The sequence below is a fragment of the Marinigracilibium pacificum genome (assembly GCF_012926615.1).
GTDB classification, from domain to species: Bacteria; Bacteroidota; Bacteroidia; order Cytophagales; family Cyclobacteriaceae; genus Mangrovivirga; species Mangrovivirga pacifica.
Genome location: NZ_JABBNU010000006.1, coordinates 315,155 through 331,888, shown reverse-complemented (window position 1 = coordinate 331,888; position 16,734 = coordinate 315,155). Strand labels below are relative to the sequence as shown.

Here is a 16,734-nt window from a genome sequence, read left to right as displayed (position 1 = left end):
CACAAAACCAATATTAAAATCTGAAAAACACTAGCACATGAAGACGATTGAAGATTACAACTTTAATGGCAAGAAAGCACTCATAAGAGTTGACTTTAATGTTCCATTAAATGATAAACAAGAAATCACCGACGAAACAAGGATTAAGGCAGCTATACCAACAATCAAAAAGGTTTTGGATGATGGTGGTAGTGCTATTCTAATGTCACACCTGGGAAGACCAAAATCAGGACCTGAAGATAAATTCTCATTAAAGCACCTTGTTAAAAGGTTATCAGAGGTATTTAATACTGAGGTGATCTTTTCATCTGATTGCATTGGAGCTGAGGCAGAAGAAAAAGCAGCAGCTCTTAAACCTGGCCAAATACTTTTACTTGAAAACCTAAGATTCTATCCTGAAGAAACCAAAGGTGACGAGGATTTTGCCAAGTCTCTATCTAAACTGGGCGATATCTGGGTTATGGATGCATTTGGTACTGCTCACCGTGCTCATGCTTCAACTGCTATCATCGCTAAATTCTTTAATGAGAAAGCAAGTGGGTACGTAATGCACGCTGAACTTGAAAATGCAGAGAAAGTACTTAGCAAAGCAGATAAACCATATACTGCTATTATGGGTGGTGCTAAAATATCAGATAAAATCCTGATAATAGAGCAACTATTGGATAAGGTTGACAATATGATCATCGGAGGTGGAATGTCATATACATTCTTTAAAGCAATGGGCGGCACTATTGGCAACTCACTTGTTGAAGAAGATAAATTGGAATTGGCTCGTGAGCTAATCAAAAAAGCTAAAGATAAAGGTGTAAACCTTGAACTACCATTTGACTCAGTTTGTGCAGATGAGTTTTCAAATGATGCAAATACAGAGATCATGCAAAATGGCCACATCAAGCAAGGATGGATGGGTCTTGACATTGGCCCTCAGGCAAGAGAGGTGTTTGCAAAAATCATCAGGAACTCTAAAACCATCTTATGGAATGGACCAATGGGAGTATTTGAGATGAGTAATTTCAGTAAGGGAACATTTACGATTGCTGAAGCTGTTGTAGAAGCAACTAAAAATGGAGCTTTCTCACTTATCGGTGGTGGAGATTCTGCTGCTGCGGTAAACAGCCTGGGTTTCGGTGATGACGTTAGTTACGTTTCTACCGGTGGTGGTGCCCTTCTTGAATATATGGAGGGTAAAGAACTTCCGGGAGTAACCGCATTAAAAAGCTAAAAACAAGCAAACATATAATCAAAAGCCACTTCGTTTGAAGTGGCTTTTTGTTATTTCCTACCTAACAAAATTGTTATAGTTCTCAAATACAGCTTCTGAAGGATTTATATGTTCAAGATCATGATTCATTTTCACTTCCTTGCCTGAATTCTCTTCTGACTTCAACCAGTTAGTATGATTCACGATCAACACATGCTCAATTTTACGTCTTTCTATTGTCAATAATGGTATTAATTCATTTTTGATCAAATCAAAATTCATCCGGGTGTAGTTATAAGAACCATTCTCATATTCAATGTTTAATATCATACTTTTAAGCTGATAACTCTCTATATCCACAATTAGAGAACCAGAATAATCCTTTGCTGAATTGGTATTTAACACCTTCCGGGAATGTTTGATAGCATTAAAATCAATTTTCAGGTACCTGGAAGATGAAGAATCAAAGTTATAAGAGAATACAAAATAATCGAGTTTCTCATATTCAAATACAGGAACCCGGTTAATGTTATTATTAATTATAGCATTCCATGGATAGGAAGCATAATAACTAAGTTTCTTAAAAGATGGCTTATCATAAGGCTGAACACCAATAATATGTACTATTGGCTCATCATAAATATCAACTACCTGGTTAATGGTAGAAATATGAAGAGTATCAATAAAATCGGAAACCTCAGAATCTATATTGTAATAATGTATATCATTTAAATGTCTGGTCTGATTAATAAAATCTATTACCTTCTTCATAATATCAACAGGCTTTTCAGGCTCTGCCGAAACCATAACCTCATTAAGAACTTTAGTGTCAGGTATCAATCGAATTGTGGATCTTATAATTAGTTCATTGTAGGATATTTTTAAATCTTTATAACCTACACAAGAAATAATCACGTTTCTCCCTAAATATTTTTGACTATCAACAAGCCTGAAAAATCCATTTTCATTAGCATTAGTTCCTTCAAACAAATCTTCAAACATCACATTTGCAAAAGGAACCGGTTCACCGGAAGTGTTATCAAGTATTTGAACTAGATAAGTTTTATTCTGACCAACCAGGCTAAATGAGATAAAAAAAATAAGAGATAAAAATATATGGTTTTTCATTATCAACAAGTTCTGTAAATAACAATTAATTATACATATAACTAATTACCACATGAACTTATTGCTTACAGCTTTTTTAAATTCATGAATAACAATAAACATTGAGCAGTATAATGAATTTAGGTTTGCTTTGAATGGTTTCCCTTTTGAAATCCTAATCAATTGTCTTGCATAAAAACCTCCTTCCGCACCATCTTCAAAATTCTTGATGCCGGTACGGATAATCATGTTATCCAGAACTTTGACATCTCCTTTTAGAAAATCTGATATTTCGTCTAGATTAGTGATAAATGGTCTACCCATTCCAATTAAATCAATTTCCCCTGATGCCAATACTTCATTACAAAAATCATAAGATCGAAATCCTCCTGTAACAAGAAGTGGAACATTATTAATTTGCTGAATCTTTTTGGCAAAATCTATAAAATAGGCTTCCCTCTTTTTAGTACTTTCTTTCTGTTCTTCATTTAATAGAAAAAAAGCAAGTTTCTCATAAGTACCTCCTGAAATTTCCAATAAATCTATTTTCAGATCATTTAGCATCTTTACAACTTCCAGAGAGTCTTCTTCTGAAAATCCTCCACGTTGAAAATCTGAAGAATTCAATTTTACTGATATAGGATACTCAGATCCTACTTCTTTACGAACTTCTTCAACAATTATTCGCAATAATCGACTTCTATTTTCTAATGAGCCACCCCACCTATCCTGTCTTTTATTAGTAATTGGAGAAAGAAACTGACTTAGTAAATAACCATGTGCAGAATGAATTTGAATTCCGGTAAAGCCTGCCTTTTTAGCAATTGATGCAGCTCTGACAAATCCTTCAATCACTTCAGCAATATCTGCCTCAGTCATTGCTCTGGGCTTACCAAACAACCCCATTTTATTCAATTTAACTTCTGAAGGTGCCTTAGGTCTCTTTGAATTAAAAATATTCGTTTGTCTGCCTGAATGAGAAATTTGTACCCATAAATGATTTCCATTTGAGGTTCCTGCTTTAACCCACTTTTCAAGTGCCGGAATCATTTCTTCAGTATCTAAACAAACATTCCCTGCAGACTCCAGATGCTTGCGGTCGATAACTACATTACCGGTAATCAGCAATCCGGCCCCGGTAGCTGCCCATTTTTTATATAATTTATTGTGTCCTTTTGTAGGCATAAAATCAGAATCACTTATTCTTTCGGTCATTGCTGATTTTACCAACCTGTTTTTTAACACTGCCCCACAAGGTAAAGTGAGACTTGAATTCAAACCAATATCTTTCATTAAATACTTCAAATTAAGCCGACAATCACCGACAATTTAGATAATAATAAAAAAGCTGTTTTAAGAGATCAACTCCCAAAACAGCCCTCAATTTATATTTTTTTAGCTAGAAATCAGTTTGACGATCCAAAACGATATCCAATTCCAACTTGCCACATTCTGGTTCTTACTTCATTATCATCAGAACTATCATCGTTAAGATTGTTCATTCCCAAATTATATCTAACATTAAGATGGAGACCAACAGGAAGCTCAATTCCCGCGCCCATATTAATGTACCATTCGATTTCCTTGTATGATAAGTCTTCCTCGGTAGTTGTTGTTCCTCCACCTAATGAGCTTTCTACAGTTTTAGTTTGTTTTTGACTAAGCAAAAAGCTTGCTTGCGGACCTACCTCTAAAAATAAAATCTGAGCAAAATGAACTTTTCCCATTAAAGGTATCTGAATTGCATCAAGTTCGTACTCATTAGTATAATTTGCTCCTGCTAATGAATATTCTGAAGTTGATTTATATTTTGTGTAAATAAATTCCGGCTGGATTGACAATGCCTGATTTACCGGCAAACTTAAAAACACACCACCATAATAGCCAAAATCATAATCTGCAGGTTGTTCAGAAGTTAACTTTGTCATATTAACCCCTCCCTTAAAACCTACTCCAGAATTTTGTGCCTGTGTACTTAAAGCTGTCAAAACCAGCATAGAAAATGCAATAAAAAAATTACGTATAACCATAGCTTATTTAGTTTTACTTTCTTTTAAAAAAGGTTTTTTTCTTTTTTCGTTAATACCATTGAATCAAAAATGGTAATCGGTTGAACAAAAATATATTTATTAAAAAATTGATTTTATTTCCTTACAAAGCAATCAACAAGGTGGTCGTCAACCATCCCAACGGCCTGCATAAATGCATAGCAAATAGTTGATCCGACAAATTTAAATCCCTTTTTCTTTAGTTCTTTGCTCATTTTATCTGAAACTTCAGTCTTTGCAGGAATATCTGCCATTGATTCAGGTGAATTCATTAAAGGCTTTCCATCTACAAATGACCACAAATACTCACTAAATGACTCTCCATTATTTTTCATATCCAGAAAAGCTCTGGCGTTTGTAATGACACTTTGAATCTTTAGTCTGTTTCTTATAATCCCTTTGTCTTGCATTAATTTCTCAATATCCTCATCACCCATTGCGGCGATTTTTTCAGGATCCCAGTTATGGAAAGCTTGCCGGTAATTGTCTATTTTAATCAAAACGGTATACCATGAAAGGCCGGCCTGAGCACCTTCAAGATTAAGAAATTCAAAAAGCTTAATATCATCATACTCCGGCTTTCCCCAGACATTATCATGATAATCCATATATATCTCATCTTTAAGACACCAGTCGCATCGCTTTTTGATATTCATTTTATAATGCTTTTTTTTTTTTTAGTATCATTAAAACATGCACCAACAATACGGAAAAATATTACTTATTATCGGAGCAATAATTATTTTAATCGGAATAGTGGTATACTTTTTTTGGTAATAAACTTCCTACTACCGGAAATTTGCCCGGTGACATAAAAATTGATTCCGGAAATACTAAAATATACATTCCCATAACCACAATGATCATTTTGAGCATATTGATCACAGTGATTCTAAAAATCATTAATAAATTTTCATAATATCAGGTAGCCTCAGTAATCCTGTCTGGCATTGATACATCCACTTTGAATGGATATTTCATCAAGGTACTTATAGCTTCGTTAACAGGCATGTTTTCAAACAGTACCCTATATAGGTTTTCAGTTATAGGAGCCCTTAAACCAGAAGTTTCTGTAAGTTTCTTTATAATACGGATAGTATTTACTCCTTCTGCCACTTCATCCATATCGGCCAGTATTTCGTCAAGGGTTTCACCTTTCGCCAGTCGGTTACCAACAGTAAAGTTTCTGCTATACGTACTATAACTGGTGGTAACGAGGTCACCTATACCTGCAAGCCCCATAAAAGCCTCTGGTTCAGCTCCAAATAATCGGCCGATATGCATCATTTCAATCATACCACGACTAATTAATAATCCTCTACTGTTTTCACCTGTACCCATTCCGGAAATACCCCCGGAAGCTATGGCTATGATATTTTTTAAAACACCGCAAAGTTCGATACCAATGATATCTTTATTACCATAAACCTGGAATTTATCACTTTTAAGTAGGCGGATACCTTCTTGTATCACTTCATTAAAAGGACTAGCTACAACCGTAGCAGCAGGAAAGCCCTGTGCAAGTTCTGTAGCCAGGTTTGGTCCGGCAAGGGCACCTACCCTAACTACTACAGTTTCGTCACGAATCACCTCACTCATGGTTTTCACATGTCGTCTGGTTACTCGCTGATTTTCAAAATCAACACCATCTTCAAGCTGGATATCAAGTCCTTTAGTACCATGAATCAATACATGATATGGATGCAGCATTGGAGCAATTGCATGAATCAGGTCTCTAAACCCTGATGATGGCACCACCGGAAAAAGAGTCGTACATTTATCAACCACCATTTCCAGATCAGATGTTGGTGTTATATTGGGGTGTAGTTTTACTCCTTGCATAACACCAGTACTCTTCATTTCTTCAACCACTTCTGGTTTTCGAGCATAAAGAAAAACAGGACTATTAACTGCGAGTAAATTCGCAACTGCCGTACCGAAGCTTCCCGCTCCTAAAACAGCAACAGGTGGATTTGTATTAGAGATCTTCGAGTCCATATCCCAGCATTCTATTATGATAATAGAAAAGTGTGTTCAAATTTTCAGAGGTAACATCTCCTGATTTTGTGAAAATCAACGGTCGTTTAGCATGATACATTCCAACGTTATTCACTCCATGCTTTATTACCTCATCAATATCGTTATTCATATGTCTTGCAAAACCAACTTCTCCTTTTTCCTCCAAATTCTTCAAGCAATCATAATACTCTTTAAAATGCTTTTTAAATTCTTCATAAGGAATGACCTGGTCTTCTTCTGGCAGACGTAATAAATTATAAAGATCTAATTTTGAGTGTTTCTTTTCCAGATATTTGAAAGCAGTAAATGCCACCAAATGTGATGAAAAAACCCTGTTTACACGGTGAAATTCTTTAACAACCTTTTCACTCAGGATTTTAGTATATTCCGAATCTCGCTGATCATCGCGCTCGATCTTATCTCCATGCATAAAATATTCACGGGTATAGATTCTCTGGCCATTTTTATCAAAACTATGACCATCATTATCTACATAATTACCCAATACATCCATTCCTTTTCCAATAGAAACAGAAATACTTGATCCTTTGGTAAAGAACTTTAGCAAGAACTTAAGGATTTTATAGGAAGTAGAATATTCATCACTTTCCACATAAAATCTCTCTTGTCCCATCATTTTGAGATAATCGTTAATCAAGCCCGGGGCTTCAAGAGTAAAATGGTAGTTTATTGTAACAGGAACTACAAATATCTTCCTGTTTTCATCAGTGAATTTCTCGTAATTTATTCGTTGGGCATCAATCACACTACCCAGCAAACCTCTTTTGAGTTTCTTTTCTATCTGTCCTGACCTTGATCGGGTTCCCCCTGGAAAGAACAAAGAATGAACGCCTTTTTGAAGAGCTACATTCGAATAAGTCTTTAGTGTTTCTATATAAATCAGGTTTTTCTTTCTACGATCAACCTTATAGGCTCCAAGGCTATTCATAAAATAGGCAATGATCCCAATATTAAATAAGTTAAGTCCTGCTCCATAAATGAAAGGAGGTAACCCTAAGGAATGAATAACCCAACCAATCAAAATACTATCCAGATTACTAAAATGAGTTGGCAGTAAAACGATAGTTCCTTTCTGGGCCAACGTCCTTATCTGCTCGGTTTCACCAACAATATGAAGTTGATCATTAAGAGTGTATTTCTTACTCCAAAGAGCAGACCACCCCTTAACGTGAGTAGCATTAAGTAATCTGGTAAACCCGGTTTTCACAAATGACCTGGCAAACCGGTAAGAACTAGGCTTAAACTTACTTAATATCTCATTCGCATATCTTGCGATAATAGTTTTAAGCAGTTCATCAAGCCGTTCATCCGTATCCGGATTTTCAAGTGACCCGGTTATTGATACTAGATCTGATCTTAACCCTGACCAGAATTCCGCATCATCCGGTGGATCAACTTTCCATGGATTACGTTTTACCCGGAGTTTTTCACGGTATAATGTAGTTTCCAGCTCTTCAATAAGCTCTTCACGAGTGGATTTCACCTCTTTGATACGCAAAAAGGTATCATCTATCACCTCTTCGATAAATTGCTTGCTGTTTTTACTTAATTGAACAACAGGCCATTTTCGTGGAGCTGGTATTATTGGTTTATATCTTTCCTGACGTATAGTGTCGTCTGATTGCATAGAATAGTTCTCAGATTCAACCGGCAAATATATACAATTTAAATTAATCAACTAATCTTGAATAATCACGATGCTGCCGGAGAAACCCACTGTTTTATTTGCATCTTTCTTAATTTAAAATCTTTGACAGCAATATCCAATTTATTACCTTCCAAACTAATCATAACATCTGATACTGGCCAATCGATTAAAACTCTATGTTGTAGTGAAAAACCTGGGTTTAATTCCAGCTTTCGTTGACCATTTAAATGAATAATCCCCTGATTATTAAGTTCTTCAATTTCTTCATCATCTAAGGTAAGCCACAGTCCTTCTGCCTGATCAAATCCCTGATTTTTGAGGGCATAAAAAACTTTAAGAAAATCATTAAACTGAGGAGGCCTCTTTTTCAATAAAACCAGAGTACGATTTTTAATTTCATTAATTTGAATAGCCGGACCACCCATTCCTCCAATATAAATGAGCATTATTCCAACAAAGAATAAACTTATCATTAATAAAGGATGATCATAATAAGTAAATAAGGCTACCATCGACAGGCAAGATAATATTCCTCCTGCCCAGATAAATCCCAGGTAATGACCTTTTACAAGCTGCACACTTTGTAATCCTTTTAGTTCGTGAACATGATTTTCTCGAAGCCTGTCTATCTCAAGATGCCTGGTAAATAACCTAAGATAAGAATCACGGCTACCATCCTTCCATTGAAATTCAGCTACCGGGAATGATTTTTCCGGAGGAATATTTCTAATTTTCTTATCCCAGTTTTTGAAGCGCATCTTTATAAATTGTCCCCAGGTTTTTAAGTTGCTCTTCGATTCGGGATTCAAGATCTTTTGATACCAGTTCCTCCCAATCAGGTTCTCCAATTAAATCAAGCTCGGCAAATTTCAATGTTATTTCCATTGGCCCTCTTTCTGCCTTGAGCAAATATTTCTCATTCCAGGAAAAAACGCTATACTTTATGTTATTATGTGAAAATTCTTTTACTACTCTCATTATTTAAGGTCGTTAGCTGTATGCTTTCTATTTTTCATGGTCTCCCTGACCTTCCAAGTTACTGTACCAAGATAAGGCGATTTCCTTACCGGACAATCAGATATACGGCATACGGGACAACTAGTTGGAATACATGGATCAGCATGAATAAAAAACTCAGTCTCCTTAAATTGCTCCGAAACCAGACTATCCATGATTTTCAGTTCGTCATGAGCATCTTTTAGGCTCAAATAATATGGAAGAGTAACATGAGCATCCACATGAACTAAATGACCAAATCGCTGTGTCCGAAGATTATGAACATCAATCCACCTCTCTCTACGATTGGCATCCAGAGTTTTAACAATACTTTCCATTATTTCTTCGTCAGCTTCATCCATAAGCCCTCCAACCGAATGTCTGATAACCTTATAACCCGAAAATATAATTACAAAACCAAATATTATAGCCATCAAACTATCTAGCCAGATAATTCCAGTATAGTAAATCAATACTAACCCCAATATCAGTCCTATACTTGAGATAAAATCAGAAAACAAATGTTTTCCCGCTGCCACTAAAGTTGGAGAGTGAATCATTTTCCCTCTAACTTCTGAAACTTTACCCATCAATCCATTTACTGATCCGGTTACTACCGTTAACCATATCCCTATAGTCAGTTCATTAACCACATTGGGAATAATAAAGTTATAAATTGACTTACCTATTATTAAAATACCTGCTATAATAATGAGGGTACCTTCAATAGAAGCACTAATAAACTCTATTTTACCATGTCCGTATGGGTGATTTATATCTCTTGGCTGTTGTGCCAGATACAATGAAAAAAGGGCAAAACTACCTGTGAGAACATTTACAATACTCTCAAGAGCATCAGAAAGAATTGCATTAGACCGGGTATGAAAATAGGCTATGAATTTTATAACCATCAGGATTACTCCTACGAAGATTATCACTTTTTGAAAACCCAGAATTTTCTGTTCTTTCTCCATATAATTTTTTGACCAGCCTATTTAGAATTGATGAAAAAGATGATTATCAAAATAGATAACCGGTCATAATTTAATCCATTAGATACGGTTATCATAATTCATCAAGAATAGTAATAAATGCAAAAGAGCATATTTTCATGAATATCACCCTCTTAAGTGACTATTATCACTTTTTCTTATTTAAAAAAGCTGTTAATTGAATAAAAAAAGAAAGAGTCATGAAATTTGATGTTCTGATTATAGGGGGCGGAACAGCCGGCATAATGACAGCAGCTCAGCTGGTTCGCAAGTCTGATAAAAAACTTAATATTGGTTTAATTGAACCATCAGAAAAGCACTATTACCAACCAGCCTGGACTTTGGTTGGTGCTGGTACTTTTGATATGAAGGCCACCATTCGAAACGAGGCTGATTATATCCCATCAGGGGTAAAATGGATAAAATCCCGCGCAGAAGACATAAATCCTGAGAATAACACTGTTACACTGGATAACGGTAACATTCTTGAATACAATTATCTGGTAGTTGCTCCTGGAATACAGATAAATAGAGATGGAATACCAGGTCTTGCCGAAGCATTAGATAAAGGTGTTGTCTGTAGTAATTATACTGATCCTGAACATACCTGGAAAGTATTAAAAAATTTTAAAGGTGGAAATGCCTTGTTTACGCAGGCCAATACACCAATAAAATGTGGTGGAGCTCCTCAAAAAATAATGTACTTAGCATCTGATTATTTTGAAAGGAATAATATTAGTGAAAAAACTAATGTAATCTTTGCAACACCAGGAGGTGTGATTTTTGGTGTGAAAGATTTTGCAGACACTTTAAACAAGGTAATTGAGCGTTACGACATCAATACAAAGTTTAAATATGTACTTACTAGAATTGATGCAGAAAATAATATAGCCTATTTCAAAGTAAATGAAGATAGCCCGGTTAAACCTGATGGAAGTATTGGTGAAAAATTATTAGATGATAACGAGGTAGCCATTCCGTTTGATATGCTTCATCTTGCTCCTCCTCAAAGTGCTCCTGACTTCATTAGAAACTCTCCGATTTCATTAAAAGAAGGACCAAATGCCGGATGGGTTGATGTAGATATTGAAACATTACAACACCTTAGATACCCTAGAATATTTGCCCTTGGAGATGTAGCTGCGTTGCCTACAGCAAAAACCGGTGCGGCAGTAAGAAAACAAGCACCTGTGGTAGTAGCTAACATATTAAACCTGATCAAAAACAACAAATTGGACGACCCAAAATACCATGGATATAGTTCTTGTCCACTGGTAACCGGATATGGCAAAATGGTATTAGCCGAATTTAACTATAATAATGTCAGAGCCAGTGACCCACTTTTGAGTAAGTTCATGGATACTTCCAAGGAAAGTTGGTTTCTATGGATTCTCAAGAAATATGGTTTGCCTTATTTGTATTGGAATAAGATGCTAAAAGGTAAAATGTGATTTGTTTTGTTGGTTAACTTACAGTGCCGTCTATTTCCCCCGATAGCGGCACTTTTTTATATTTCTCAAATTCTATCCCTTCAAACTCACCAACCGCATCATAGATAATAAATCTGGCAAAAAGATCTTCTTCAAACCATTTCCTGGACTTTGCCTTTTGCATTGCCTGCTTATGACCATCTTTATTATAAGCAAAGCTCTTCATCCCCTCCAGGCTCTTCCATATACTAAATGTTGCCATTCGTGTAAATGGAAAAATGCCAACTCCCTTAGCATAAATCAGATCCGGATTATTCTTCAAAGCAGCACTTGCTCCAGATACATGCGACCAAAAATCAATAATACTTGAAGTTTTAATAGTTGCCCTTGTCAATACGGCAATTGGCTCATCATTGTCAATTTGCTTACTTATATCTACTTCGAAAGGTTCTTGTCCTTCCCAATTGCCATGTGATTGGATACAGAAAAGAAAACATGTCCATTTTTCAGAGATATATTGATCATATTCCTTAAAAAATTGGCCTTCCTGATTAAACAGATAAGCATCTTCTTCAGTATCCCAGGTAGTTATCAAACTAAATACTGACCAATCCGGGTAGGGTATAAATCCATTCCCGGCACCACTTCCCATTAGTTTATAGAATTTATCCCCGGTATCCTTTTGTAAATAGCCATGGCCTTCATTCATCATTGTCATCGCCTTCAGTTTATTTTTAAACCCTTTAAACCTCATAAAGCAAACTGATGTGATTTTACTCATAATGAATTGTGTTTTTTATTTAAAATAACCCATTTACACTCACCATCAAATACTTACATACAATAAAAAAAACCGACCTCTAAAAGAGGCCGGCTATAGCAAGGGATTTAGCAATCAACTATCAACTAGTTTCCGCCTGCTCTATTTAATTCTTCAAGATTACCTCTATTTGTATTTACTTTAAATTGTTTTCCCTGGCTAAAGGTATATCTCAAAGTGAAATTCACGTTTTGTGATGCCCAAACATTACCTATTTGAGTGTTTTGATCTGGTAAATCAACAGTTCCTTTAAATCGCTGAGTATGGAAGATATCTGAGAAGTTAAGGCTTAATGATAGCTTATCTTTCATGACACTCTTCTTAACTCCGAAGTTAACCCAGTACTGTTCCTGAATCTGGTATAACCCCCATACATTAGGACCAACATAAGTACCTGTTAATTCAAGTTTGAAATTCTTAGGTAATACAAAGCTGAAATTAGACTGGAAATAGGTGTTAACCTGATCGTTACTAACTAGTTCACCTTCAATTACAGAACTAAATTGCTTATAACTAACTACTGCAGTGTTGTTTATTGAAAACCATTCAGCTACGTCTACCGGAATTATAAATCTAGCATAAGCATCATGCATGTCATCAAGGTTTTGAGGTGTAAATACCACTAGACGACTATCTACATCTGCATCTGGCACTTCGGTAAACATATCTTTAGAGTAGTTATATCCCAATCCGACTATAAATTTCTTCTTGAAAGTCTGATTTAATTCTATCGAGTGAGTGAATACAGGTTTTAAATTTGGATTACCGGTAGCAACAGTATATCTGTCTAGATACAAGAAGTAAGGATTAAGCATTCCATAATTTGGTCTCTGGATTCTTCTACTGTAATTCAATCCAACCTGATAATTTTCACTTACATTATTATTTATGAATAAGCTTGGAAACCAACCGTCGTAACTTCTGTCATTGACTTCATTTAAGGTAACTGACTCACCTTCAGCTACAGTTTTCTCATATCTAAGTCCGGCTTTAACGCTTATTTTCTTAGTTAAAGGAAAACCATAACTAGCATAGGCTGCATAGATGTTTTCTTTGTAGATAAAATGATTTGATCTGTTTTGATCTAATACCCATTCTCCCTGATCAAAGGCTGAAAACATAACATTATTATCAGAAACTACTCTACTTAATTTCCAACCAGCTTCAAGATTTTTACCCGGTCCAAATGGCTTGGTATAGTCCATCTTAGCTGAATAGATATCAAAGAAAGTAGGGTTTATATTTCTGAAATTTTCTTCAGTTAAGAATTCACCACCTTCACTAATGTAAACTTGATTAGTAAATGTTGAGTAGTTATCATTTTCTCTTTTCACATAATCCAGATCCATACTTAATCTGGAACCACTTGAATCAAGTTTTGCAACGTAATGGAAGTTTACAGACTTGTTAGTAGATTCCTCATCCATATCATTATCTGCTTTGATAAATCCAGGGAATGTTGGTTCACCATAATTGTATGTTCTTATATCGAAATTGCCTTCACCTTCAGAACCAAATGCTTTTACCATAACTCCAACCGAATGCTTATCATTTATCTCAAAGTCAAATCCGGCATTTATATTCAAGTTATCATAAGTAGGCTCGTGGTTTGCTACTTGCTCCATATATTGACCTTCACCCTGAGTAATAAAATCTCTTCTCATGGTTAGCTCTCTCCAGTGCGCCCAACGGTTATAATCTGCCTGTACAAAAGAGCTTATTTTACCCTTCTTATAATTAAAATTCACTCCGCCGTTATATGCATTTCGCTTGTTATAGCGATAACCCATGGTAACACTTCCATTGAAACCAGTATCTATTCCTTTCTTAAGGTTGATATTTATAATACCCGCAGTTCCTTCAGCATCGTATCTAGCTGATGGATTAGTTATTAATTCGATATTCTTTATATTATTAGCTGACATTGAATTTAAAAGTGCCTGTAGTTCTTTGGCAGTCATATAGGTACGACGGTCATCGATCATAACTAATACACCCTGCTTACCATTCAACTGGATATTACCATCCTGATCAATCCATACACCCGGAGACTTTTCTAACACTTCAAGCGCAGTATTACCTTGTGTTAAAGCAGAATTTTCAATATCAACAACAGTTTTATCAGCTTCAACGATAACTGTTGGTCTGGTTGCTCTTACCTCAACACCTTCCAGGTTTTGAGTAACCTCCGGAAGAGATAATTCAGACCAGTGTTTGGTATATCCTTGACCACTTGCGTTAAATGATTCAGTGTATATAGTTTCAAAACCTATAGCACTTAATCTTAACATATATTTTCCTGATGATTTAGGAGATCCGATTGAAAAGTCACCCCTTTCGTTAGTAACAGCTCCTGAGACAAGAGATGAATCTCCAGCGTTTAGAATAGCAACATTTGCAAAAGGAACAGGTTGAGAATTCTGATCTTTTACATTACCCGATAGTTTTCCACTTTCCTGTGCGTTTGTGGTAAAACAGAGAAAGAAAATTACTAAAAGTAAATAGGCTTTATTTGGTACTTCTTGGTTCATAATCATGCGTGTTTATATTCGCATTCAATACAAGAAGATTCGTGCCAAACGAAACAATAAATTATAAAATACTGATTATCAACTATTTAAATAATCAGCGATTTCAAAAGAGTGTTCAAAAACGTACACCTTCAAAACAACAATGGACAATCGGACACTAAAATATCAGGAAATATTATCGGAAAGAATACATCTTTGCCCCTTGAGATGATGGAGTTCTTTTTTAAGATCAAAAGTTATTTTTTCTTCATTCATCGTTTTGGTAATCTTTTCTTTCAGAGCCTTTCTTTTAATAGACTCCACAAAACGACGTACCTCAATTGAAGATTCAAGTAATAAAGGTGGTACTTTAACTGTATTACCATTCTCATCCTTGGCAACCATGGTGAAATAAGAAGTGTTGGTATGTTTAACCTCTCCTGTCTTTACATTTTCAGCAATAACCTTAATTCCAACAACCATACTGGTATTGCCAACATAATTTACTGAAGCCAGCATTGAAACCAGATCACCAACTTCCACAGGCAATAAAAAATCAACAGCATTTACCGACACAGTCACACAATAGGCACCTGAATGCTTACTAGAACAGGCATATGCAACCTTATCCATCATAGAAAGCAGATAGCCTCCATGTATTTTACCTCCAAAATTTGCATAAGAAGGTAACATTAATTCGGTAATAGTAGTAGCAGAAAATTTAACAGGTCTGGGCTGTAGTTGATTACTCATAAAAAATTATTCTTCGTTTTCTTTAGGGTATAATCCAAGTTGTTTTGCTCTTTCTTCCCACTTTTTCCTCGCTAATTGTTGCATATCCTTTGTACTATCAAGTTCATCCTGGATTTCCAACCCCAGCAAGGTCTCAATAATATCTTCCAGGGTTACAATTCCAGCCATCCCTCCATATTGATCAACTACAAGAGCTATATGTTCTTTTTTTGTAAGCAAAAGTTCAAATACTTCTGGAATGGCATCTTCTTCATGAACTATGGATACCATTCTTTGAATCTGAGCAAGAGGCAAATCATATTCATTATAAGCAAGCTTTTCCATTACATCATTTTTAAGGACAAATCCCGTAACATGATCAATAGTATCTTTATAAACTGGAATCCTTGAAAACTTCAAAAAGCTTTTTTTATCAAAAAACTCTTTAATTGTCATTAAAGAATTGGCTGCCAGCACTACTGTGCGAGGAGTCATTACGTCCTCAACTTTTATTTTCTTAAATTTTATCAGGTTATTGATAATATTAAATTCGCTTTTATCAAATACTCCTGCTTCGGTACCCAATTCAGCCATCGCAGCTATATCTTCTCTTCCCGGAGCTGCTATATGTCCCCCTCCACCTAGTAGATTTGTAATCTTTTCTGAAATAAAAACTAATGGATACATCAATACCACTAATATTTTTAATGTCTTTGAAACAAACGGAGCCAATGATTTCCAGTATTTTGCTCCCAATGATTTTGGTATAATCTCTGAAAATATAAGTATCAGAATTGTTAAAGCTGCTGAAATATAAGCAAAGTAAGCATCTCCAAAAACTATTCCGGCCTGAGCACCTACACCAGCAGCTCCTATGGTATGTGCTATTGTATTTAAAGAAAGTATTGCTGAAAGCGGGCGATCAACATTCTCCTTAAGCTTTTTTAGCTCAGCTGCATAAGTGGCTCCTTCCTGCTCTTTAGCTTTTATAAATACAGGTGTAATACTTAGCAAGGCAGCTTCAAGAATTGAACAAAGAAATGAAAATCCTAAAGCAAGCCCCAGGTAAAAGAACAATAAGAACATACTATTATTTGATAAGACTTAACCTATTTAATTACTGTTGAGGCAATTTAAAAAATAAATCTTAAACCGAAACTTTCATTTAATCAATTATCAATACCAAAATACCTAACCTTTATAACAC

General features: G+C 35.4%; 16 protein-coding genes. 3 read left to right on the top strand and 13 right to left on the bottom strand.

Going from position 1 to position 16,734, the window contains the following annotated elements:
• Window positions 1–37: 37 nt before the first annotated feature.
• Window positions 38–1,225, top strand: coding sequence for a phosphoglycerate kinase (locus HH304_RS11630; RefSeq protein WP_169681596.1), 1,188 nt, complete (start codon window positions 38–40; stop codon window positions 1,223–1,225).
• A gap of 57 nt (window positions 1,226–1,282) precedes the next feature.
• Here HH304_RS11630 and HH304_RS11625 read toward each other — a convergent pair whose 3' ends face one another.
• The 4 genes from HH304_RS11625 to HH304_RS11610 form a co-directional block, all read right to left on the bottom strand.
• Entirely contained in the window at window positions 1,283–2,332 is a 1,050-nt protein-coding gene (locus tag HH304_RS11625; RefSeq protein ID WP_169681594.1) for a carboxypeptidase-like regulatory domain-containing protein, read from the bottom strand.
• Window positions 2,333–2,377: 45 nt separating this feature from the next.
• Entirely contained in the window at window positions 2,378–3,604 is a 1,227-nt protein-coding gene (locus tag HH304_RS11620; RefSeq protein WP_169681592.1) for an NADH:flavin oxidoreductase/NADH oxidase family protein, read from the bottom strand.
• Between the two features lie 113 nt (window positions 3,605–3,717).
• Window positions 3,718–4,341: a porin family protein gene (locus HH304_RS11615; RefSeq protein ID WP_169681590.1), complete on the bottom strand. Its 624-nt coding sequence runs from the start codon at window positions 4,339–4,341 to the stop codon at window positions 3,718–3,720.
• 113 nt (window positions 4,342–4,454) lie between these two features.
• The gene (locus HH304_RS11610) at window positions 4,455–5,015 is read right to left on the bottom strand and encodes a DNA-3-methyladenine glycosylase I (RefSeq protein WP_169681588.1); all 561 of its coding nucleotides are present in this window, start codon (window positions 5,013–5,015) and stop codon (window positions 4,455–4,457) included.
• Between the two features lie 143 nt (window positions 5,016–5,158).
• On the opposite strand from HH304_RS11610, the gene HH304_RS21260 reads away from it, so the two are divergent.
• On the top strand, window positions 5,159–5,278 hold the full coding sequence (locus HH304_RS21260; protein ID WP_271711596.1) for a DUF2905 domain-containing protein: 120 nt from the start codon (window positions 5,159–5,161) through the stop codon (window positions 5,276–5,278).
• Window positions 5,279–5,280: 2 nt separating this feature from the next.
• Here HH304_RS21260 and HH304_RS11600 read toward each other — a convergent pair whose 3' ends face one another.
• From HH304_RS11600 to HH304_RS11580, 5 genes are all read right to left on the bottom strand, one after another.
• Window positions 5,281–6,357, bottom strand: coding sequence for an NAD(P)H-dependent glycerol-3-phosphate dehydrogenase (locus HH304_RS11600; protein WP_169681586.1), 1,077 nt, complete (start codon window positions 6,355–6,357; stop codon window positions 5,281–5,283).
• Window positions 6,338–8,026: a 1-acyl-sn-glycerol-3-phosphate acyltransferase gene (locus HH304_RS11595; RefSeq protein ID WP_169681584.1), complete on the bottom strand. Its 1,689-nt coding sequence runs from the start codon at window positions 8,024–8,026 to the stop codon at window positions 6,338–6,340. Before HH304_RS11595 ends, HH304_RS11600 begins: the two co-directional genes overlap by 20 nt.
• 65 nt (window positions 8,027–8,091) lie before the next feature.
• On the bottom strand, window positions 8,092–8,805 hold the full coding sequence (locus tag HH304_RS11590; RefSeq protein ID WP_169681582.1) for a hypothetical protein: 714 nt from the start codon (window positions 8,803–8,805) through the stop codon (window positions 8,092–8,094).
• A complete protein-coding gene (locus tag HH304_RS11585; protein WP_169681580.1) occupies window positions 8,783–9,025 on the bottom strand; it encodes a hypothetical protein in 243 nt (80 codons plus the stop codon). Before HH304_RS11585 ends, HH304_RS11590 begins: the two co-directional genes overlap by 23 nt.
• On the bottom strand, window positions 9,025–10,017 hold the full coding sequence (locus HH304_RS11580) for a cation diffusion facilitator family transporter (protein WP_169681578.1): 993 nt from the start codon (window positions 10,015–10,017) through the stop codon (window positions 9,025–9,027). The genes HH304_RS11585 and HH304_RS11580 overlap by 1 nt, the downstream gene beginning before the upstream one ends.
• 218 nt (window positions 10,018–10,235) lie before the next feature.
• Here HH304_RS11580 and HH304_RS11575 point away from each other — a divergent pair, with 218 nt between their 5' ends.
• The gene (locus HH304_RS11575; protein ID WP_169681576.1) at window positions 10,236–11,486 is read left to right on the top strand and encodes an NAD(P)/FAD-dependent oxidoreductase; all 1,251 of its coding nucleotides are present in this window, start codon (window positions 10,236–10,238) and stop codon (window positions 11,484–11,486) included.
• Window positions 11,487–11,499: 13 nt separating this feature from the next.
• Here HH304_RS11575 and HH304_RS11570 read toward each other — a convergent pair whose 3' ends face one another.
• The 4 genes from HH304_RS11570 to HH304_RS11555 form a co-directional block, all read right to left on the bottom strand.
• On the bottom strand, window positions 11,500–12,246 hold the full coding sequence (locus tag HH304_RS11570) for a DUF3291 domain-containing protein (protein WP_169681575.1): 747 nt from the start codon (window positions 12,244–12,246) through the stop codon (window positions 11,500–11,502).
• Between the two features lie 125 nt (window positions 12,247–12,371).
• Window positions 12,372–14,816 carry a TonB-dependent receptor domain-containing protein gene (locus HH304_RS11565; RefSeq protein WP_169681573.1) on the bottom strand — a complete coding sequence of 815 codons (2,445 nt, stop codon included), beginning with the start codon at window positions 14,814–14,816 and terminating at the stop codon, window positions 12,372–12,374.
• Window positions 14,817–14,981: 165 nt separating this feature from the next.
• A complete protein-coding gene (locus HH304_RS11560; protein ID WP_169681571.1) occupies window positions 14,982–15,548 on the bottom strand; it encodes an acyl-CoA thioesterase in 567 nt (188 codons plus the stop codon).
• A 6-nt stretch (window positions 15,549–15,554) separates the two neighbouring features.
• Window positions 15,555–16,613 (bottom strand): CNNM domain-containing protein, encoded by a 1,059-nt coding sequence (locus HH304_RS11555; RefSeq protein WP_169681569.1) that lies wholly within the window; start codon window positions 16,611–16,613, stop codon window positions 15,555–15,557.
• Window positions 16,614–16,734 lie beyond the last annotated feature (121 nt).

What these genes read in the sequence shown, in the direction of transcription:
- HH304_RS11630 (WP_169681596.1), top strand. Translation starts at nt 38, where the DNA reads ATGAAGACGATTGAAGATTACAACTTTAATGGCAAGAAAGCACTCATA.
- HH304_RS11625 (WP_169681594.1), bottom strand. Translation starts at nt 2,332, where the DNA reads ATGAAAAACCATATATTTTTATCTCTTATTTTTTTTATCTCATTTAGC.
- HH304_RS11620 (WP_169681592.1), bottom strand. Translation starts at nt 3,604, where the DNA reads ATGAAAGATATTGGTTTGAATTCAAGTCTCACTTTACCTTGTGGGGCA.
- HH304_RS11615 (WP_169681590.1), bottom strand. Translation starts at nt 4,341, where the DNA reads ATGGTTATACGTAATTTTTTTATTGCATTTTCTATGCTGGTTTTGACA.
- HH304_RS11610 (WP_169681588.1), bottom strand. Translation starts at nt 5,015, where the DNA reads ATGAATATCAAAAAGCGATGCGACTGGTGTCTTAAAGATGAGATATAT.
- HH304_RS11600 (WP_169681586.1), bottom strand. Translation starts at nt 6,357, where the DNA reads ATGGACTCGAAGATCTCTAATACAAATCCACCTGTTGCTGTTTTAGGA.
- HH304_RS11595 (WP_169681584.1), bottom strand. Translation starts at nt 8,026, where the DNA reads ATGCAATCAGACGACACTATACGTCAGGAAAGATATAAACCAATAATA.
- HH304_RS11590 (WP_169681582.1), bottom strand. Translation starts at nt 8,805, where the DNA reads ATGCGCTTCAAAAACTGGGATAAGAAAATTAGAAATATTCCTCCGGAA.
- HH304_RS11585 (WP_169681580.1), bottom strand. Translation starts at nt 9,025, where the DNA reads ATGAGAGTAGTAAAAGAATTTTCACATAATAACATAAAGTATAGCGTT.
- HH304_RS11580 (WP_169681578.1), bottom strand. Translation starts at nt 10,017, where the DNA reads ATGGAGAAAGAACAGAAAATTCTGGGTTTTCAAAAAGTGATAATCTTC.
- HH304_RS11575 (WP_169681576.1), top strand. Translation starts at nt 10,236, where the DNA reads ATGAAATTTGATGTTCTGATTATAGGGGGCGGAACAGCCGGCATAATG.
- HH304_RS11570 (WP_169681575.1), bottom strand. Translation starts at nt 12,246, where the DNA reads ATGAGTAAAATCACATCAGTTTGCTTTATGAGGTTTAAAGGGTTTAAA.
- HH304_RS11565 (WP_169681573.1), bottom strand. Translation starts at nt 14,816, where the DNA reads ATGAACCAAGAAGTACCAAATAAAGCCTATTTACTTTTAGTAATTTTC.
- HH304_RS11560 (WP_169681571.1), bottom strand. Translation starts at nt 15,548, where the DNA reads ATGAGTAATCAACTACAGCCCAGACCTGTTAAATTTTCTGCTACTACT.
- HH304_RS11555 (WP_169681569.1), bottom strand. Translation starts at nt 16,613, where the DNA reads ATGTTCTTATTGTTCTTTTACCTGGGGCTTGCTTTAGGATTTTCATTT.